Annotated in this window: 11 protein-coding genes; 5 read left to right on the top strand and 6 right to left on the bottom strand. The window is 42.9% G+C overall.

What is annotated here, in order from left to right; translation table 11 throughout:
* Nucleotides 1-296: 296 nt before the first annotated feature.
* From EJ994_RS01190 to EJ994_RS01175, 4 genes are all read left to right on the top strand, one after another.
* Entirely contained in the window at nt 297-6,209 is a 5,913-nt protein-coding gene (locus tag EJ994_RS01190) for a Calx-beta domain-containing protein (RefSeq protein WP_126590848.1), read from the top strand.
* Between the two features lie 836 nt (nt 6,210-7,045).
* Nucleotides 7,046-12,289 (top strand): galactose oxidase-like domain-containing protein, encoded by a 5,244-nt coding sequence (locus tag EJ994_RS01185; protein WP_126590847.1) that lies wholly within the window; start codon nt 7,046-7,048, stop codon nt 12,287-12,289.
* A gap of 397 nt (nt 12,290-12,686) precedes the next feature.
* Nucleotides 12,687-13,592 carry a type IX secretion system membrane protein PorP/SprF gene (locus EJ994_RS01180; RefSeq protein WP_126590846.1) on the top strand — a complete coding sequence of 302 codons (906 nt, stop codon included), beginning with the start codon at nt 12,687-12,689 and terminating at the stop codon, nt 13,590-13,592.
* Nucleotides 13,593-13,640: 48 nt separating this feature from the next.
* Nucleotides 13,641-15,587 (top strand): OmpA family protein, encoded by a 1,947-nt coding sequence (locus tag EJ994_RS01175; protein WP_126590845.1) that lies wholly within the window; start codon nt 13,641-13,643, stop codon nt 15,585-15,587.
* A gap of 76 nt (nt 15,588-15,663) precedes the next feature.
* Here EJ994_RS01175 and EJ994_RS01170 read toward each other — a convergent pair whose 3' ends face one another.
* The 4 genes from EJ994_RS01170 to EJ994_RS01155 all read right to left on the bottom strand — a co-directional run bounded on the left by EJ994_RS01170 (nt 15,664) and on the right by EJ994_RS01155 (nt 18,025).
* A complete protein-coding gene (locus EJ994_RS01170) occupies nt 15,664-16,212 on the bottom strand; it encodes a ClpP family protease (RefSeq protein WP_126590844.1) in 549 nt (182 codons plus the stop codon).
* 133 nt (nt 16,213-16,345) lie between these two features.
* Nucleotides 16,346-17,173, bottom strand: coding sequence for a mechanosensitive ion channel family protein (locus EJ994_RS01165; protein ID WP_126590843.1), 828 nt, complete (start codon nt 17,171-17,173; stop codon nt 16,346-16,348).
* A gap of 24 nt (nt 17,174-17,197) precedes the next feature.
* Nucleotides 17,198-17,395 carry a hypothetical protein gene (locus EJ994_RS01160; RefSeq protein WP_126590842.1) on the bottom strand — a complete coding sequence of 66 codons (198 nt, stop codon included), beginning with the start codon at nt 17,393-17,395 and terminating at the stop codon, nt 17,198-17,200.
* Nucleotides 17,396-18,025 (bottom strand): RNA polymerase sigma factor, encoded by a 630-nt coding sequence (locus tag EJ994_RS01155; RefSeq protein WP_241240824.1) that lies wholly within the window; start codon nt 18,023-18,025, stop codon nt 17,396-17,398.
* 77 nt (nt 18,026-18,102) lie between these two features.
* Between EJ994_RS01155 and EJ994_RS01150 the strand changes: the two genes are divergently transcribed.
* The gene (locus tag EJ994_RS01150) at nt 18,103-18,777 is read left to right on the top strand and encodes a hypothetical protein (protein ID WP_126590841.1); all 675 of its coding nucleotides are present in this window, start codon (nt 18,103-18,105) and stop codon (nt 18,775-18,777) included.
* Between the two features lie 384 nt (nt 18,778-19,161).
* Here the strand turns inward: EJ994_RS01150 and EJ994_RS01145 are convergent, their stop codons facing one another.
* Together EJ994_RS01145 and kynU are read right to left on the bottom strand one after the other, a co-directional pair.
* Nucleotides 19,162-20,310: an MFS transporter gene (locus EJ994_RS01145; RefSeq protein WP_126590840.1), complete on the bottom strand. Its 1,149-nt coding sequence runs from the start codon at nt 20,308-20,310 to the stop codon at nt 19,162-19,164.
* A gap of 67 nt (nt 20,311-20,377) precedes the next feature.
* The gene (kynU, locus tag EJ994_RS01140) at nt 20,378-21,658 is read right to left on the bottom strand and encodes a kynureninase (RefSeq protein ID WP_126590839.1); all 1,281 of its coding nucleotides are present in this window, start codon (nt 21,656-21,658) and stop codon (nt 20,378-20,380) included.
* Nucleotides 21,659-21,705: the final 47 nt, after the last annotated feature.

Raw genomic sequence — 21,705 nt, 5'->3', positions numbered from 1 at the left:
ATCTATAAAAAGTCGCAATTTCTAATAAATTACTGGTTTCTCATAGGGTAACAAACCATTATCAGAGCTACTATGCGTATGTCGATGATAACTTGCTTTTAATCCTATTCATAACAGTTAAACGACTTATTGCAAGCTAACACCGTTTAAAATCTGCTCTTTAGCATAGACAAACTAATTTTGACCCAAATCTAAAAATTCCAAACTTTTTATAATTGAATTTCAACCTTTTGATCGTCGGTAAAAAATGAAAATCAGCGGTGGAATTCAGATTTCGAAATCTTAAACCTTAACTTATGCTACTTATAATTTTCACTAAATGTAAAATTTTATTGAGGCAGTTTTTGCTACTTCTTGTACTATTTTGTGGTGTTTTCACCCAAGCCAACAACTCGTTTTCGGCCAACCACCTTAGACCTGTTATGGGTAAGGACAATATGGAGTTAACCAAAACGCCGGTATATATGCCTACCGCCAATAAGGAACATACTTTATTACCCGGAACGACCCTTACTATAACGCGGGATATAGACGTTTTGGCAAATGACGATTTTGGACCCGCAGGACCCAGGGCTAACTCGGCCATAGAAATTATAACACAACCAACGGGAGGTATTACCGCTACGGTCAATGATAATGGAACGCCAACAAATCCTTTAGACGATGTAATTTCCATTACCTATTTAGAAACTGAAGGCAGTTACAGCTTTGTATACCAATTAATAGATGCCAACGGCAACAGAGCTACCGCCACCTCTTACTTCAATGTGGGTAACGCTAATTTGAATATAGGTACCAGTAGCGTCACGGTAAACGAGGATGCGGGAACAGCCTTAGTAAGAATACGGTATAGTACCAATTTTGAAAACTTGGATATAAATTATACCCTTTCCGATGATACCGCTATCGCCGGTGAGGACTACACTACGGTATCAGGAGTTCAAAATACCGTTGGAGATGGAAATGACGAATTTTTGGATATTTTTGTTCCAATTACGGATGATTTAAATATAGAACAGCTCACAGAGCGATTTTTTGTTAATATTGATTATGTATTTAACGGATTAGCCAGAACACAACAGGTTTCTGTTTCAATAACGGATAACGACAGTAATGGTTCCAACGGTATTTCTGTTTCTAATTTCTCGGTAAACGAGAACGCTGGCACTGCAACTTTTGACGTTACCCTGAATACGCAAGCACAAGATGGCTTTAATGTAGATTATACGATAAACAACGGTTCAGCATCTAGACCGAATGACTACACTGTATCCTCCCCAACAGGAAACCTTAACTTTACTGGAATTCTGAACGAAGTACGCTCAGTAACCATTAATATTGTGGATGACAATATTATCGAGGGCGATGAAAACCTAAATTTAGTTCTTTCCAACATTTCCAATAATAGAGTGGCTATTGTTGACGGTCTAGGAGTTGGGACTATCCTAGATAACGATGCTAACGGACCTACCGAAGGTATCGCAGTGAGCGACTTCACCGTGAACGAAGATGCAGGTACCGCTGACTTTGTAGTTACCTATACCGGTCCTACCGTGCAGGACGCCTTCACCGTGGACTTCAACGTGACCGATGGTTCGGCGATCGATCCCGATGATTATACCGTTGCTACCGCAGGTACCAATGTGGCGTTCCCTGCGAATACGACATCCGGAACTACCCAGGTGGTCACCATCAATATCGTGGACGACGCTTTATTGGAAGGTGCGGAAGATTTGAACATTACCCTATCCAACATCTCCGACCCTCTTGTGGCCATGGTAGATGATACGGGACTGGGGACCATTACGGATAACGATGCGCCTGGTGCTGGAGACGGTATCGCAGTGAGCGACTTTACCGTGAACGAAGATGCAGGTACCGCTGACTTTGTAGTTACCTATACCGGTCCTACCGTGCAGGACGCCTTCACCGTGGACTTTAACGTGACAGATGGTTCGGCGATCGATCCCGATGATTATACCGTTGCTACCGCAGGTACCAATGTGGCGTTCCCTGCGAATACGACATCCGGAACTACCCAGGTGGTCACCATCAATATCGTGGACGACGCTTTATTGGAAGGTGCGGAAGATTTGAACATTACCCTATCCAACATCTCCGACCCTCTTGTGGCCATGGTAGACGATACGGGACTGGGGACCATTACAGATAACGATGCGCCTGGTGCTGGAGACGGTATCGCAGTGAGCGACTTTACCGTGAACGAAGATGCAGGTACCGCTGACTTTGTAGTTACCTATACCGGTCCTACCGTGCAGGACGCCTTCACCGTGGACTTCAACGTGACAGATGGTTCGGCGATCGATCCCGATGATTATACCGTTGCTACCGCAGGTACCAATGTGGCGTTCCCTGCGAATACGACATCCGGAACTACCCAGGTGGTCACCATCAATATCGTGGACGACGCTTTATTGGAAGGTGCAGAAGATTTGAACATTACCCTATCCAACATCTCCGACCCTCTTGTGGCCATGGTAGACGATACGGGACTGGGGACCATTACGGATAACGATGCGCCTGGGGCTGGAGAAGGTATCGCAGTGAGCGACTTTACCGTGAACGAAGATGCCGGTACCGCTGACTTTGTAGTTACCTATACCGGTCCTACCGTGCAGGACGCCTTCACCGTGGACTTCAACGTGACCGATGGTTCGGCGATCGATCCCGATGATTATACCGTTGCTACCGCAGGTACCAATGTGGCGTTCCCTGCGAATACGACATCCGGAACTACCCAGGTGGTCACCATCAATATCGTGGACGACGCTTTATTGGAAGGTGCGGAAGATTTGAACATTACCCTATCCAACATCTCCGACCCTCTTGTGGCCATGGTAGACGATACGGGACTGGGGACCATTACGGATAACGATGCGCCTGGTGCTGGAGACGGTATCGCAGTGAGCGACTTTACCGTGAACGAAGATGCCGGTACCGCTGACTTTGTAGTTACCTATACCGGTCCTACCGTGCAGGACGCCTTCACCGTGGACTTCAACGTGACAGATGGTTCGGCGATCGATCCCGATGATTATACCGTTGCTACCGCAAGTACCAATGTGGCGTTCCCTGCGAATACGACATCCGGAACTACCCAGGTGGTCACCATCAATATCGTGGACGACGCTTTATTGGAAGGTGCGGAAGATTTGAACATTACCCTATCCAACATCTCCGACCCTCTTGTGGCCATGGTAGATGATACGGGACTGGGGACCATTACAGATAACGATGCGCCTGGGGCTGGAGACGGTATCGCAGTGAGCGACTTTACCGTGAACGAAGATGCCGGTACCGCTGACTTTGTAGTTACCTATACCGGTCCTACCGTGCAGGACGCCTTCACCGTGGACTTCAACGTGACCGATGGTTCGGCGATCGATCCCGATGATTATACCGTTGCTACCGCAGGTACCAATGTGGCGTTCCCTGCGAATACGACATCCGGAACTACCCAGGTGGTCACCATCAATATCGTGGACGACGCTTTATTGGAAGGTGCGGAAGATTTGAACATTACCCTATCCAACATCTCCGACCCTCTTGTGGCCATGGTAGATGATACGGGACTGGGGACCATTACAGATAACGATGCGCCTGGGGCTGGAGACGGTATCGCAGTGAGCGACTTTACCGTGAACGAAGATGCCGGTACCGCTGACTTTGTAGTTACCTATACCGGTCCTACCGTGCAGGACGCCTTCACCGTGGACTTCAACGTGACCGATGGTTCGGCGATCGATCCCGATGATTATACCGTTGCTACCGCAGGTACCAATGTGGCGTTCCCTGCGAATACGACATCCGGAACTACCCAGGTGGTCACCATCAATATCGTGGACGACGCTTTATTGGAAGGTGCGGAAGATTTGAACATTACCCTATCCAACATCTCCGACCCTCTTGTGGCCATGGTAGATGATACGGGACTGGGGACCATTACGGATAACGATGCGCCTGGTGCTGGAGACGGTATCGCAGTGAGCGACTTTACCGTGAACGAAGATGCCGGTACCGCTGACTTTGTAGTTACCTATACCGGTCCTACCGTGCAGGACGCCTTCACCGTGGACTTCAACGTGACCGATGGTTCGGCGATCGATCCCGATGATTATACCGTTGCTACCGCAGGTACCAATGTGGCGTTCCCTGCGAATACGACATCCGGAACTACCCAGGTGGTCACCATCAATATCGTGGACGACGCTATCCTTGAAGCAAATGAAGACCTTAACATTACCCTATCCAACATCTCCAACCCTCTTGTGGCCATGGTAGACGATACGGGACTGGGGACCATTACAGATAACGATGCTAACGGACCTACCGAAGGTATCGCAGTGAGCGACTTTACCGTGAACGAAGATGCCGGTACGGCAACGTTCGTAATCTCGTATACAGGGAACACCGTACAAAACGCTTTCAACGTCAACTTTAACGTGACAGATAATTCAGCGATCGATCCCGATGACTATACCGTAGCGAACACCGATACCTTTGTGACCTTCCCTGCCGGTACGGCAACCGGGGATACACAACTGGTGACCATCAACATCGTGGACGACACGATCATAGAGAATACGGAGACCATGGATATCGCTCTCACCTTCGATGCCGTTCCACCTGTCGGTGTGAACATGCTCGACGATGCAGGTGTAGGTACCATCACTGACAACGATGCTAACGGACCTACCGAAGGTATCGCAGTGAGCGACTTTACCGTGAACGAAGATGCCGGTACGGCAACGTTCGTAATCTCGTATACAGGGAACACCGTACAAAACGCTTTCAACGTCAACTTTAACGTGACAGATAATTCAGCGATCGATCCCGATGACTATACCGTAGCGAACACCGATACCTTTGTGACCTTCCCTGCCGGTACGGCAACCGGGGATACACAACTGGTGACCATCAACATCGTGGACGACACGATCATAGAGAATACGGAGACCATGGATATCGCTCTCACCTTCGATGCCGTTCCACCTGTCGGTGTGAACATGCTCGACGATGCAGGTGTAGGTACCATTACCGATAACGATGCACCTGGAATGAACGACGGTCTCTATATAGACGACCTTCAAGTCAATGAGCAGACCGGTGTAGCAACTGTTACGGTTCGCGTTCAAGGTTCTTTTACGGCCTTTAACGTTGACTACGCAACCAATGATGGTGGTGGAACAGCAACTGCGACTGCTGGTGGTGTAGATTATACAGCGTCTAACGGAACTTTAGCCTTTGCTGAAGGACAGTCCAGCATAACTTTTAACGTGGTCATAATCGATGATTGCTTGATTGAAAGCACAGAAGTATTTTTTGCGGAACTATTGAACGCTCCCGATTTTGTTCCGGTGATTGACGGTAATGCGACGATAACCATAATAGATGACGAGGAAGCATTGACATCGAGTGATTTTGAGGCAGAGATAACCAATCTCTGTGGAGACGAGACTCCAGAGGTTCCACAACTTACCTTTACCGGCGGAAGTGGAGATTACGAGGTCCTGTTCTCTGAAGAAATTCAAAATGCAAGCGATTCCGAGGATTTTATGATCATACGAACGTGGAACGTAACGGATACATGCGACAATACGGCCTCTTTTGAGCAGATCATATTCGTGTTACAACCTCAATTACAGGAAATCACTATTGACATTTGTGTTGAAGACGAACCTATCGATCTTCTGGACTATCTTCCAGAAGGGTTTGATACAAACGGTGTGTTCGAGGTCACGGAAGGAGATGTAATGTTGAACGGCAGTATGTTTGTCCCCGAAGGCTTGGAATTGGGCGAATATAGAATCGCCTATACCTCTACGGGCGGCGAATGTAAATATTATGCGGACTTTACCATAACGACCAATAGCGATTGTGTTCCTTGCGGCATCGACGATATCGAAGTAAGTAAAGCTGTAACGGCCAACGGAGATGGAGTGAACGACATGTTCGAAATTAGGGGGGCCGAATACTGTGACTACACCTTCGATGTTATGATATTCAACAGATGGGGGAACATGGTCTACGAAGGAAAGGATTATAGAAATGATTGGGGCGGATTTGCACCGAACAACTCCTTCGGAAAATCAGGCTTCCTCCCTACAGGTACCTACTACTACATCATAAATGTTAACGGAGCTGACTTTAAACAGTTGAACGGTTATATATACTTAGGTGCCGAATAATGCCAAAGAACCAAGAACATAAAAGCAAACAATAGAACGGAGAGAGAAACACTTGTTTCTCTCTCCGTTCATAAAAAAAACATGACTACGATTTGGCCTAAAAATAAATCCATTAATATTTGTAACCTGAACTGAACGTAAAAATCAAAATAGCACAGCATTTACCATTTATAATCCTACTAGGATTTTACAATGAAAATGGATGCTCGCATGAATATTTTTTCACAAGTATAGTACTGATGACCGAACAGAAACCTGAATGTATTAGTACTTCATCATATTGGGGCAAACTTAAACTTTACCCATATCTAAAAAATAATTTTCACCGACTTTGCGCAGTATTGTTTAGTGCGGTAGATATATAGAAAAAACATGACTTATCCATGAAACAAAAATAATATGAGATAGTATTTTACAACGCACGCTCAACAGAGCCCCATCCTATACATGGAACAACGTAACGCCCTATTCAAATTTTTTACTATTTTGGGGCACCGGGAATACCTTGTAATTTATAGTATATCATGAATGTGAATAAATGAAAATGGTCATTATAAAATGGGGAGGCACTTCACGGAAATACAAATTGTGCCCAAACTCCTATCTCGGAGAGTACTTTAGCCAACACTCCTTTTGTTTCAAACCTTATCTTGTATCTGAACTATAATAGTTGATGTTATTTTGACACTTAAACGTAAGTTCTTTCTTAAATTTTAACACTAATTAACATATGTGATTTTTTCAACCTATTAGTTCGACTTGCAAAACGTGCTTTTCAACGGTTTTTTGCCTAAAACCGGATTAAGAACCCGACTTTTACCGATAAATTTTTTAATATGAAAAAACATTACACCATTACAAAATTATTTTCACTAGGCTTACTCCTCGTATGGGGAAGTATCTTGGGGCAGAACCCAAGCCAAGATGGCCAGTGGAGCGAACCTATTCAATTTGGGCTTGTACCTGTTGCCGTAGCAAACCTACCAGATGGTCGTCTATTGACCTGGTCATCCCGATTTAGGGATGCCGGTTTTGATGCCGCTGACGGAAACACGTATACAGAAATCTACGATCCTTTTCAAGGGCCCAATGGTACGGCATTAGGAACCCAAATAACCCCGAACAATCACAATATGTTCTGTCCGGGAATCAATAATCTAGCCAACGGGGATATCTTGGTGGCCGGTGGCGGTTCCGCGCCAAAAACGACCATCTATAATGTGGCAACGAATTCATGGGAGGTTTCCGATGATATGAACGTACCAAGAGGGTATCAAGGAAACGTGACCTTACCAGACGGCAGAGCGTTCACCATTGGAGGTCAATGGAACGGCGGTTTCTCCGGAAAACTTGGAGAAATTTGGACGAAAGGACAAGGTTGGGTCAGTTTACCAGGACTACCGGGAACTATTCTTTATAATGATAACGATCTGCAAGGCAATCCTATAAGACCCAACGACCATGCATGGGTCTGGGTAGCTCCCAACGGTAAAATTTTTCATGCCGGACCAAGTGAAGATATGCACTGGTTTGATGTACGCGGAAATGGTTCGTCTACCTTTGCCGGTAAAAGAGCGGATGATACCTTTTCCATTACAGGTACCACCATCATGTACGATATAGGTAAGATTTTAAAGGTAGGGGGTGCTTTGAATTATCAACAGGGCTTTCCCTCCAAGGACAACTCTTTCGTAATCGATATCAATAACGAGAACAACGTAACCGTAAGCCCTACGGCCAACAACTTACAATTATCCCGATCCTATCATAACAGCGTAGTGCTGCCCAACGGAGAGGTAGTGGTTACCGGAGGTATAAGCACCTCTAGCGTTTTTACCGATACCGGGGCACGTTTTGAAGCGGAAATCTGGAACCCACAGACCAATAGTTGGAGAACCGTGGCAGGGATGCAAATACCTAGGACATACCATAGTGTATCCATTCTGATGACAGATGGTAGAGTCTTTGTTGGTGGGGGTGGTCTTTTTTTCGGCGGCGGAAGTCAGAACCATCTTGATGCTGAGATATATAGCCCGCCCTATCTTTTTGACGGAAACGGAAATCTAGCACAACGCCCTACGTTGAACGCACCTGCAACCGCTGGCTTTGACCAACAGTTTACGGTAACAGGTTCCGATGATATTGGAGCGTTTTCCTTTATAAGAATGTCCTCCGCGACCCATAGTACCAATAATGAGCAGCGCAGGGTACCTGTAAGCTATACAAAAAACGGCAATCAGTACACCATCAATGTTCCTAACGCCAACATTATGCCTCCTGGTAATTACATGCTTTTTGCATTAAATTCCAATGGAGTTCCCAGTATGGCAGAAACCGTATTGGTAGGCAACGGTAACGCTACGACAACACCTCCTGCGGTAAGCGGCACCAACCTGGCCCCGGAGGCCGGTATCGCCGTATCCTCCGAGTTCTCGGCACAATTTTCCAAAGATAAACTTGTGGACGGTATTACAGGACAGCCCGGTAACGGTGAATGGGCAAGTCTCGGTGAGCAGAACCCTACCATAACATTGAACTGGGACAGACCGGTGATCGCGAGCCAAATTCTACTATACGATAGACCCATACCTACCGAGAGCATCGTATCCGGTAGACTGGTATTCTCAGACGGCAGTGTGGTAGCGGTAGGAGACCTACCCACCGATGGCAGTGCCTTTTTGGTAAACTTCAGCGAACGCACCTTTACCTCCGTAAGTTTCGAGGTGACCAACAGCGTTGGTCCCAACGTAGGGCTGGCGGAATTTCAGGTCTTTGGCCAATACACCGCAACATCGCCACTAGCGGTTAGTGGAAACAATGTAGCACCCGAGGCCAGCAGCATTACCGTATCATCGGAGTTCTCCGCACAATTTTCCAAGGACAAGCTCGTGGACGGTATTACAGGCCAGTTCGGTGCAGGGGAATGGGCAAGTCTTGGTGAGCAGACCCCAACTATAACCTTAAATTGGGACAGACCAGTAAAAACCAGTGAGATAGTACTCTTTGACAGACCTACAGCCTTCGAGAGAATTATATCTGGTAGACTGGTATTCTCCGACGGCAGTGTCGTAGAAGTAGGAAATTTAGCTACAGATGGTAGTGCGACATTAATATCCTTTAGCGAACGTACCATTACGTCCGTACGTCTTGAGGTAACCAATGGTATTGGTCCCAATGTAGGGCTGTCAGAATTTCAAGTATTCGGCGAGATTGGCGTAACACCACCAACCGTAACCGGTACCAACCTGGCCCCAGAGGCCAGCAGCATTACCGTATCCTCCGAGTTCTCGGCACAATTTTCCAAAGATAAACTTGTGGACGGTATTACAGGACAGCCCGGTAATGGGGAATGGGCAAGTCTCGGCGAGCAGAACCCTACCATAACATTGAACTGGGACAGACCAGTGATCGCCAACGAAATAGTACTGTACGACAGACCTATACCTACCGAGAGCATCGAATCCGGTAGACTGGTATTCTCCGATGGTAGTATCGTAGAAGTAGGAAACCTGCCCACCGATGGCAGTGCCTTCTTGGTATCCTTTAGTGAACGTACCTTTACCTCCGTGCGTTTTGAGGTGACCAACAGCATTGGTCCCAATGTAGGGCTGGCGGAGTTTCAAGTCTTTGGCGAATTCGGGGCCGCACCACCAACGGTTACCGGTACCAACCTGGCACCGCAGGCCAGCAGCATTACCGTATCCTCGGAGTTCTCCGCGCAATTTTCCAAGGACAAGCTCGTGGACGGTATTACAGGACAGCCCGGTAATGGGGAATGGGCAAGTCTCGGCGAGCAGAACCCTACCGTAACATTGAACTGGGACAGACCGGTGATCGCCAACGAAATAGTACTGTACGACAGACCTATACCTACCGAGAGCATCGAATCCGGTAGACTGGTATTCTCCGATGGTAGTATCGTAGAAGTAGGAAACCTGCCCACCGATGGCAGTGCCTTCTTGGTATCCTTTAGTGAACGTACCTTTACCTCCGTGCGTTTTGAGGTGACCAACAGCATTGGTCCCAATGTAGGGCTGGCGGAGTTTCAAGTCTTTGGCGAATTCGGGGCCGCACCACCAACGGTTACCGGTACCAACCTGGCACCGGAGGCCAGCAGCATTACCGTATCCTCGGAGTTCTCGGCACAATTTTCCAAAGATAAACTTGTGGACGGTATTACAGGACAGCCCGGTAACGGTGAATGGGCAAGTCTCGGCGAGCAGAACCCTACCATAACATTGAACTGGGACAGACCAGTGATCGCGAGCCAAATCGTCTTGTACGACAGACCTATACTTACCGAGAGCATCGAATCCGGTAGGCTGGTATTCTCGGACGGTAGTGTCGTAGCGGTAGGAAACCTGCCCACAGATGGCAGTGCCTTCTTGGTATCGTTCAGTGAACGTACCTTTACCTCCGTGCGTTTTGAGGTGACCAATAGTATTGGTCCCAATGTAGGGCTGGCGGAGTTTCAAGTCTTTGGCGAATTCGGGGCCGTGCCACCAACGGTTACAGGCACCAACCTGGCACCGCAGGCCAGCAGCATTACCGTATCCTCGGAGTTCTCCGCGCAATTTTCCAAGGACAAGCTCGTGGACGGTATTACAGGCCAGTTCGGTAACGGTGAATGGGCAAGTCTCGGTGAGCAGAAGCCTACCGTAACATTGAACTGGGACAGACCGGTGATCGGGAGTCAAATTGTGCTCTTTGACAGAACTTTGTTTAACGAGAATATTTTATCCGGTAGACTGGTATTCTCCGACGGCAGTGTCGTAGCGGTAGGAAACCTACCCACCGATGGCAGTGCCTTAATAGTGGACTTTAGCGAACGCATCTTTACCTCGGTACGTTTTGAGGTGACCAATGGCGTTGGTCCCAACGTAGGGCTGTCGGAGTTCCAAGTCTTTGGCGAATTCGCGGCCGTACCGCCAACGGTTACAGGTACCAACCTGGCACCGGAAGCCAGCAGCATAACCGTATCCTCGGAGTTCTCCACACGATATGCAAAAAGTAAACTAGTGGACGGTATCACTGGATTTGTAGACCCAGGGGAATGGGCAAGTTTTAGAGAACAGAACCCAAGTATTAGACTTACATGGGACAGACCGGTGACCACAAACCAAGTTGTACTTTACGACAGACCTAATGTAGTAGATGTTATATTTCAAGGCGTACTAAAATTCAGCGATGGAAGTACGGTCAATGTTAACGGTCTAGAAAATTCAGGTACGGCTAATATCATAAACTTTCAACAAAAGACGATTACCTGGGTAGAGTTTGATATTACAAACGGGCAAGGTTACAGCGTGGGGCTAGCAGAGTTCGAGGTCTATGGAAAATTTTCCGGTAGCCAATTTGCTGCCACACCAACTACGAATATAGCACCTCAGGCCAGTAGTATTACGGCATCTTCAGAATTCTCTGCTCGATTTGCCAAGAGGAAAATCGTAGACGGTATAATTGGATTGGTAGACCCAGGGGAATGGGCTAGTCTTGGCGAGCAGCGACCAAGCGTTACTCTGAACTGGAACCAACCCATTAGAACGGATAGAATCGTGCTTTTTGACAGACCTTTGATAAATGAGAACATCAATGCCGGTAGGCTGGTATTCTCCGATGGTAGTGTCGTGCAAGTAGGGAATTTGCCCGCAAATGGCGGAGCACTACCTGTAACTTTCAATGAACGAAATATAACCTCGGTACGTTTTGAGGTAACGGATGGCGTTGGTCCCAATGTAGGGCTATCCGAGTTCCAAGTCTTTGGCTCCTTCTTATCGGCAGCCACAAATCTCCAAGCAGAGCTCTCTAAAGACCGGGCGCAAGGGGAAATGGATGTCATAATCTATCCAAACCCTACATCCGGTGAGTTGAGTTTGAACTTGGCGAACATGCCCGATGTGGGTGATGTTTCAATACTGATATTCAGTAGCGACGGGAAAATGGTGTTTGAAAAGGACTACGGCAACAATTATGGTACGGTAGCGTTTTTGAACCTTGAGTTCCTAGATAACGGCATCTACTATGTGCAAATAACAAAGGGTGCCACAACCAACGTGAAATCCTTGATAATTTCCAAGTAGAGCAAGATATTATTTATTACTGTTGGCCCGAACCGTTCGCATATTTGTGTATTACGGTTCGGGCCAACTCTTTTTTCGAAAATTCATAAAATCCTTCTACAAGACAACATATTAACTGCGGGACAGTAACCATACTATATTTTCCAAAGGATTCTGGGAAATACCTTTTGAAATCTCTTTGTATAAGAGCCAACATGTGTAAGACACTTGGAGTAAACACCCTCATAATTACAACCAAGATACCCTACGGTTAAACGATTTTTATACACAAGAACGAATTTACTTACACCTTAGTCGTGCAATTTAGCAAGTTTATGTACTTATATCTAAATTTGTCTTATAATTAACCTATTTACGATACCCCAGTATCAGCTAGTAAGAATTTAATCTAAAAATCATGAACAATCTTAAAAAGGTAACATTAATCCTAATGGTCTTTATCGGAACCATTGCTACCGCTCAACAGTTACCCCAATTTACACAGTATATGTACAATACAATCTCTGTTAACCCAGCCTATGCAGGAAGCAGAGGAACACTTAACGCCACTGTTCTTCATAGAAATCAGTGGGCCGGATTGGAAGGAAATCCAAGAACTAGCACATTTTCCGTTCACTCTCCCTTAAGAAACGATAGGGTTGGTTTGGGTATTTCCTATATAAACGACCGTTTAGGTTTTGAAAGTACAAATTATGTATATGGGGATTTCTCCTATACCGTTCCAGTAAACGAAGAAGTAAAAATGTCATTTGGTCTCAAGGCAGGTTTTACCAATTATACCTTGGAAAATCCTGACCCCAACGACGTGTTCTTTAATTCTAACTTTAATAGTTGGAACCCCAATTTTGGAGCGGGTTTTTATATTGGTTCCAATAGATGGTATGCGGGGATTTCATCTCCGAGAATTCTTAACACGGATTTGAACGAAGGTGAGTTCCAGGCTCTAGAAAGAAATAGTTATTACGCTATTGGGGGCTTGGTTTTAGATATATCTGAAAACACAAAATTTAAACCGACCGTTATTACAAAATTTACGAACGGAGCTCCGGCCACTTATGATTTTACGGCAAACTTTCTTTTTAATGAAAAGTTCTGGATAGGTGCTTCCTACAGGGTTAATGACGCTTCGAACTTTGGAGCAATGATGGATTATCAAGTTTCGAAAGATATTAGAGTAGGTTATGCCTATGATTTACCTACCTCAACTATTAGACCTTATACTGGAGGAACCCACGAAATAATTCTAATCTATGAACTTAGAAAGAAACAAAGAGGTCCAATAAAGTCCCCAAGATATTTCTAATTAAAGAACCCCAATACGTTTAGTCCCAAAAATATTAAATCCTACATCATGAAAAGTTTTAAAAATTCAGTTTTATTGGTCGCCTTTCTGTTTGCCTGCCAACTTACCATTGCGCAGTATGGTGCACAGAAAAAAGGAGACTATTTCTTTAGTAAATTCTCTTATATCAAAGCAATTGCGGAGTATGAACGAATGATAGAAGGAGGGCTTAACAGCGATTATGCCCACCAACAATTAGCAGAATGTTACCTGCTTATCAGAGATTACAAAAAATCGATTCCACACTTTAAGGCGGTAATCAATAATGCTACGCTACCTACGGACTATTACTTTAAATACGCCATGGCACTTTATAGCAATGGTAATCATGAGGAGTCAGCAAAATGGTTGAGGAAATATAAAAAGTTCAACAAAAATGATTCTCGTTTAAAGCGTTTTCTTAAAGATGGGAATATGGCCTCTGTAGTTTTTAATAGTAGACAGCGTTACGAGGTAGAACCGGTTACTTTCAACTCTACCGAAAGTGATTTTGGAACCTTCTCAAGAGGTGGAGACCTGTATTTTGCTTCTTCTAGGAGAGACATTGTTACCGGAGACACTTATGGTTGGAACGAAGAGCCTTGGCTAGACCTGTTTGTAGTGCAGGGAGATAACGAATTATCTGTTCCTACTAGATTGAAGGGCGATGTAAATACCAAATTTCATGAAAGCTCTTTAATATTTTCCACGGATTATAAGAATGATACTATCATCTACTTCACTAGAAACAATTTCTTTGACAAAAAAGAAGGCTATGGTGCGTTCGATGAAATAAACCTGAAAATATATAGTGCTAAACTTGTAGATGGTGAGTGGACGGAAAACAGGGGTTTGCGCGTAAATGGTGATTACTATTCCACAGGTCACCCATCCGTTACACCAGACAGAAAAAGACTGTATTTTACTTCTGATAGACCTGGAGGGTACGGTGGTACGGATATCTATTATTCTGAAATTCATGACCGAGGTGGTGTTGGTTCACCTATTAACGCAGGGCCCGCTGTGAATACGGAAGGTAACGAAATGTTTCCCTTCATAAACGAAGAAGGAAAATTGTTCTTTAGTTCTGATGGTCATGTAGGATTTGGTCAGTTAGATGTGTTTTCAACCATATCCAATGAAGAAGGTGAAATCGTAGATGTAATTAATTTAGGTACTCCTATTAACAGCTCTAGCGACGATTTTGGTTACTATGGTCTTCCAAACGGAATAGACGGTTATGTAAGTTCTAACCGAGAAGGAGGAATGGGTGGTGATGATATCTATAAGTTTAAGTTTACCCCTGCTTTGGATGTAGAAGGATTTGTAATTGATGGTGTTAACGAACAACCCCTAGATAGTGTTCATATAAAATTATTTGACCAAAAAACAAATACTTTGGTAGCACAGGCTGTTACCGATGAGAAGGGTTACTACAGATTTCCAATCAATAGAAAAACGACCTACATGATTGAAGCGGTTAGAAAAACCCACCCACACAAAACTATCTATTTCAATACATCGGAAACACCTAATAAACAGAAGATGATACGAAAAGATATTGTCTTAGAACCGGTACTGGACCTTAAGCTTTTGGCCGATTTGAACAAGATTTATTTTGATTTCAATAAAAGTAACATACGACCGGATGCCGCCTTGGAATTGGATAAAGTTGTTCGTGTAATGACCAAGACCTATCCTGATATGATCATAAAATTAGAGGCCCACACAGACCCTGTTGGAAGTCATAACTATAACGATGGTCTTTCTCAAAGAAGAGCAAAATCTACCTACGAATATTTGATTGCCAATGGTATATCGGAAGACAGAATAATTTCTTACAAAGGATTTGGTAAACGAATGCCCATTAACCATTGTACCAGCAAAAAAGACTGTTCACCGGAAGAATTAGAGTTGAACAGAAGAACGGAGTTTCCAATAGTTCAAATCAAAAAAGGAGTATTGAGCACCAAATAAATCATACAATAAGTGAATATTAAAAAAGTCCTTCTCAAATTAAGAGAAGGACTTTTTTAATACCGATATAGAATGGTTATTCTAGAACACCATCTACAATACCATATTCAATTGACTCCTGGGCGTTCATCCAGTAATCCCTATCAAAATCCTTTAGGACCTTATCAAATTTTTGACCACAATTATCCGCAAGGATTTGGGCACTTAACTCTTTGGTCTTAATAATTTCCCTTGCCTGGATTTCTATATTAGAGGCCTGTCCCCTTGCTCCTCCACTTGGTTGATGAATCATCACCTGTGCATGTGGCTGTATAAAACGTCTTCCTTTTTTTCCAACAGAAAGTAAGATAGACCCCATAGACGCCGCAAGGCCAGTACATATAGTAGAAACGGGACTTTTCAATGCCTTAATGGTATCATACATGGCAAATCCGGAAGTAACATAACCACCGGGACTATTAATGTATAATTGTATTTCCTTATTATTTTGCATATCCAAATACAACAATCTATCTATCACATGTTTTGCTGAATCATCGTCTACCATGCCCCAAAGAAATACCTTTCTTTCTTCTAGCATTTTCTCATCTATAGCCTCTTGTATTTTTCCTTTTTTAGCACTCATAAATAAAGTTTTTTCTAGACATCAAAATTAAGGAAATAATTACTAAACCTACCACGCAAAAATTTGATAATCATAATAAATAAAAAAAGCGGAGCAATATGCCCCGCCTATACCTATAATAATTTACTAATCTTTAATCTTCTACCTCAACGGTTTTATTCACCACTTTTTTGATGGGAACAACTACCTTACCGGATTTAGTTTTAACAATAACAGAAATATTATCGATAGCCTCTACCCTACCTTCTATTTTACCTATTTTAACCTTATCCCCCACTTCATAAATTTTTCTCGTATAAAAGGTTAGTAGCAGGTCACCCACCACTTCTCTAGAACCTAGACCTAACGCCAAGGCAGCAGCAAAAAGAAAAGCACCTAATATTATAGTGAAATTACTAGTAATTATGGTCGTATCAATACCTGCCTGATTGAGCGCGGTAATACTCACAAAAATTATTATCATATAGAAAAGAACGTTGCCCAACATCTTGCCACCGCCCAAGTCCATAGACTCAAAAACCGTGGTAACCGTGTTCTTGATGGCTTTTGCCAAATACAGCCCTATCATGAAAATGATGAGGGCGGACAATAGTATGGGAAGGTACCTTAATAGATTAGCTATCTCACTGGAGATAATCTTTAAGTTCATTACATCTGCGGCAACGATTATGAATACCAACCATAACACACCCTTTATAAAACTTAGGAGTACCTTGGCTATATCTATCTTTATGTCAGAGTCTCCGAAAAGTTTTGCGTCGTTTACCTTGTTAGATAATACTTCTACCTTGGCTATTTTAAGGATTTTTTTAACGATAAAAGAGACTATTTTTATCGTAATCCATCCGAATAACAACACTACAAAGGCGCCAAAAATGCCGGGTAGTGCCGAAGCAATATCCTTTAAGATTGAGCCCAATGTCTCAAATATAAGATCTTTCCATTGTCCTACTGTTTCCATAATTTATGACTATCTCTTTAATTATTATTTCTTACTATTTGAATCCGATGTTTTAAGCATACCTTCTATTATCGCTGAATAATTACCCGTAAACAATGTAGCCATTTCCATGATAAGTTTCGCTATGGCGATATCGTGCATCACTTTCTTACGCAATTCTGGTGGAACATCCTTAAGATCTCCCTGAATTCCCTTAAACGGATTTTTGTTTTGTTCTAACATCTAGGGTAATGAATTATAGGTTTCAATTACTCTTGCTTTTGCTCTTTTTAAGCGCATTTTTACCGCACTACTGCCTATCTCCAAGATAGTCTCCAACTCTTTAATAGATACTCCATCTTGATATTTAAGTAATAATAAACTCTTATCCTCTGGCGGTATCATTTCCAACGCTCTTTTCAACTTCTCTACTTGTAGGTCCAACAAACTCTCATCCGTCACCTCAACTGACAACTTATATTCGGTGTCCTCTATGTTATTGGCCTTATCACTAATTTTCCTTCCTTTATCCCTATTTACATAATTTACACAAAAGTTATAGGTAAACGAATAAAGCCAGGTCGAAAACTTAGACCTTCCTTTAAAAGAACCTAATTTAACAAATAGCATTAAAAAGACATCCTGCGTTAAATCCTCTGCCTCCTTTTGGGATTTGGCAAAGCCATAACACTTGTTATAGACCATTTTTGCGTAACGGTCGTACAAGACTCCAAACATCATAGAGTCTTTCTTTTCAACTATTTTAAGAACTAGATCTTCGTCACTTACGTCCTTGTAGGGGTCATCAGAATCCAATTTTATTTTGAATTGGTTGTTTATGATGATTAGACACAGTTTTCTTATGAAGGTCACTCTCTGGTATTTTTAGGTATTTCAAAAATAGGCATAAGATTAAGATATTAATATCTTTACGCTAAATACCAAGTTTTATGAAGAACTATATCTTAGGAATAATGGCAATTCTTCTTCTTTCTGTAAGTTGTAAAGATGATAAAAAGGAAGAACCAAAAACCGCTATAAAGGAACTTACAATTTTAGAAAAAGTAGCCAATGCACACGGTTTTGAGAACTGGAAAACCATATCTCATATCAAATACACTTTTAATGTAGATAGGGATTCCTCTCATTTTGAGCGTACCTGGCTCTGGGAGCCAAAAACCAATAACATAGTTCTGACGACGAGAGAGGACACGGTTCGTTATAATCGAATGTCCATGGATAGTACCATCATGAAAACAGATGGTGGATTTATTAACGATAAATTTTGGCTTTTAGGACCCTTCCAATTGGTTTGGGACCAGAATAATTTCACCTACGAACATGAAGCCACTAGCGACGCTCCTATAAGCAAGGAAGCTATGCAAAAACTGACCATTGTTTATGGTAGTGAAGGTGGTTATACTCCGGGAGACGCCTATGATTTTTACTTTGGTAAAGACTATAGGATAAAGGAATGGGTCTTTAGAAAAGGAAACCAAGAGGAACCTTCCATGATTACCAGTTGGGAAGATTATAAGAATTTAAACGGTTTACATATAGCCGGTATGCATAAAATGCCAGATAGCAACTTTATGCTCTATTTTACAGGCATTGAAGTGAAGTAATTTGGTCTTATTTTTAATTGAGAAAGAATAGCATAGTTATTCATGAAAATCAACCTTACCAAAGTCATTCTTTTTATTGCTTTTTTACTGCTTTGTCAAAATAATCACAAAGCCTTAATCGCCGATTCCTTAATTGAAATGCCTATTTAAAGTAGAAATTACCTCCAACACCGCACATAATTTTTGGCAATGAGAGAATAAAGAGTAACGTAAATGAACAAAAGGATATCTTCAAATTAAAATTTCCATACAAAAAGACCTATTGGGATACACAAAACCAGCTTTTACTTACAAAGGAGATGCAAGATTTCATAAGACAAATGGGCGAAGGAAACAAGGAATTTAAAATTAGGAACAACCTAGATTAAAAATAGTTTTATAAAATTAGCTTGGTCGTTTTTTTAGACTCAAAGTTGCCATTAGAATTAACAACGCCACTGCCAAAAGAACCATGAAACAGACTTTGAGTGAATAGTTTTCCGCTAAAAATCCCAAAATAGGGGGAGCACACAGAAAACCTGCATAACCGGTTCCTGCAATAAAAGCCACACCTTGGGAAGAATCCACTCCTTTGACATTACCTCCTATTCTAAATATTTCTGGCACCATTACCGAAAAACCAAGACCACACAAAGCAAAGCCTGCTATGACCAGACCCGTATTAACGGTTAACACAAGAACATAGCCCGCTACAGCTAAAATTGTACCCAGGGCCACCATTTTTACAGAGCCCATTACGTTGCTCATTTGGTCACCTAAGAAACGCCCCAAGGTCATGGTTATCTGAAACCCTAAAAATCCTACGCCCCAGAGTGCTTCCGGAGCTATGCTAACCTCCTTTAAATAAATACCACTCCAATCTACTATGGCGCCTTCACTCCCCATAGCAATAAATGAAATTATCCCTAAAAGCATAAGCGGTTTAAATAATCCTAAACTAAAAGGCTCTTTTACAATAGGTGCTGCTATAACGGATACGTACTTTCTATAAAAAACAAGATTTACCACAAGCACCAGAAGTACGGCCATGCCCATATGCAAAACAGGATTATCTAAAGGTCCTATGAGAAAACTACCTAAACCCGCCAAAACCCCACCAAGACTGAAAAAACCATGGGACGCGGACATAAACTTCGCTTTATCTTTCTTCTCTATCTCCGTGACCAAGGTATTCATAGAAATATCCGTAAAACCATTGGTAGCTCCGAAAATGAATAGTGCCGCCATCAAACTATAATAGGATGGTGCAAGTAAAGGTAACATAGCGGCAAACGAACTACCTATTACCCCATACCAGGTTGTTTTACCTACCCCAAACCTATTAATTATGGTTGACGCAAACGGAAATATGGAGAATACGCCAAGTGACAGAAAGAAAATGGCAATTCCTAACTCCGAATTGTTTATCGCCAACGATTCTTTTACGCTTGGGATATAAATGGCCCAAGTACCAAAAAGAATATTTAAACTGGCAAATACCCAAGAGGGGCCAAAATACCGTGCATTACCCAATATTAGGAGAAGTGATTTCAATAGTATATGTTGCTTACGGGTTTAAAATATATTGAACATTAGTGTTCTCTGTTTCCTTGATAAGATTTCAGTTTTTAATTGATTTAGAAAGAATTCCATTTTTCAAAATCTGACCGAATCTATACATATCCTCAAAAGAACAATAAAAAGGTGCTGGTGCCAATCTTATAACATTTGGTTCTCTCCAATCCGTAATGACACCGTTATCCATTAAATATTGAAACAGCGCTTTACCTTCACCATGTAAAAAGACCGACAGCTGACATCCCCTATCCTTTGGCGTTATAATTTCAAAAGAACTGGCTACTTCTTTATCGATTTCCGTTAATACAAACTCCAAGTAAGCCACAATTTTATCTCTTTTCCTGATCAACGCTTCCATACCTACTTCCTCAAATAGCTCTAAGGAGGCTAGATAGGGTGCTATGGATAAAATAGGTGCGTTACTCACCTGCCACGCATCTGCGTTCTCCATAGGCTCAAATTCTGGTTTCATAAGAAAACGTGTTTCTTTTTTGGTACCCCACCATCCTTCAAAACGTGGAATGTCCTTCCTGTTCAAATAGCGCTCGTGTACATAAATTCCAGAAGCATTACCTGGACCACTGTTCATATACTTATAACTACACCATGCCGCAAAATCTGCGTTCCAATCGTGTAATTCTAAAGCAACATTACCTACGCCATGGGCCAAATCCCATCCTACCATGGCCCCAGCGGCCTTACCTGCCTTGGTAATCGCTTCCATATCCAGAACCTGTCCGTTGTAATAATTTACTCCACCAATTAAAACCAATGCCAACTCATCCCCGACCTCTTCAATTTTAGAAATAAAATTTTGGGTCTTCCAAGCATGTGCACCTTCCGGTTTTTTAACCTCTATAATTGCCTCTGACGGATCTAGTCCATGAAACTTAACCTGACTTTGAAGCATGTACTGATCACTTGGAAATGCTTTTTCTTCGCATATGATCTTAAATCGTTTTTTATCTGGCCTGTAAAAGGATACCATTAAGAGATGTAGGTTTACCGTTAGGGTATTCATTACGGATACTTCCTTAGGTTTGGCACCTACCACCTTAGCTAGGGGCTCTGCTAGACGCTCATGGTAATCCCACCAAGGTTTATCAGCGTAAAAATGACCCTCTACCGCAAGTGAAGCCCAATCGTTCATGACCTCGTCTATATACTTCTTGGTACGCTTTGGCTGCAAGCCAAGAGAGTTACCAGTAAAATAAATAACATCCTTGCCATTGACTTTTGGAAATAGAAACTCGTCCCTATACGATTGTAATGCATCTTCACTATCCATCGCCTGTGCAAAGGATAAGGTGTTCTTAAATTCCATAGACAAAATTTTATGTAAAAATACTGATACAAAAGGAAAGCGTAGAA

This window comes from Maribacter sp. MJ134 (assembly GCF_003970695.1).
GTDB lineage: Bacteria > Bacteroidota > Bacteroidia > Flavobacteriales > Flavobacteriaceae > Maribacter.
Note: the sequence above shows the minus strand (reverse complement) of the source record. Positions and strands in the feature narration are given on the sequence as shown.

Coding starts and splice junctions, on each gene's coding strand:
- EJ994_RS01190 (WP_126590848.1), top strand. CDS start 297: ATGCTACTTATAATTTTCACTAAATGTAAAATTTTATTGAGGCAGTTT.
- EJ994_RS01185 (WP_126590847.1), top strand. CDS start 7,046: ATGAAAAAACATTACACCATTACAAAATTATTTTCACTAGGCTTACTC.
- EJ994_RS01180 (WP_126590846.1), top strand. CDS start 12,687: ATGAACAATCTTAAAAAGGTAACATTAATCCTAATGGTCTTTATCGGA.
- EJ994_RS01175 (WP_126590845.1), top strand. CDS start 13,641: ATGAAAAGTTTTAAAAATTCAGTTTTATTGGTCGCCTTTCTGTTTGCC.
- EJ994_RS01170 (WP_126590844.1), bottom strand. CDS start 16,212: ATGAGTGCTAAAAAAGGAAAAATACAAGAGGCTATAGATGAGAAAATG.
- EJ994_RS01165 (WP_126590843.1), bottom strand. CDS start 17,173: ATGGAAACAGTAGGACAATGGAAAGATCTTATATTTGAGACATTGGGC.
- EJ994_RS01160 (WP_126590842.1), bottom strand. CDS start 17,395: ATGTTAGAACAAAACAAAAATCCGTTTAAGGGAATTCAGGGAGATCTT.
- EJ994_RS01150 (WP_126590841.1), top strand. CDS start 18,103: ATGAAGAACTATATCTTAGGAATAATGGCAATTCTTCTTCTTTCTGTA.
- kynU (WP_126590839.1), bottom strand. CDS start 21,658: ATGGAATTTAAGAACACCTTATCCTTTGCACAGGCGATGGATAGTGAA.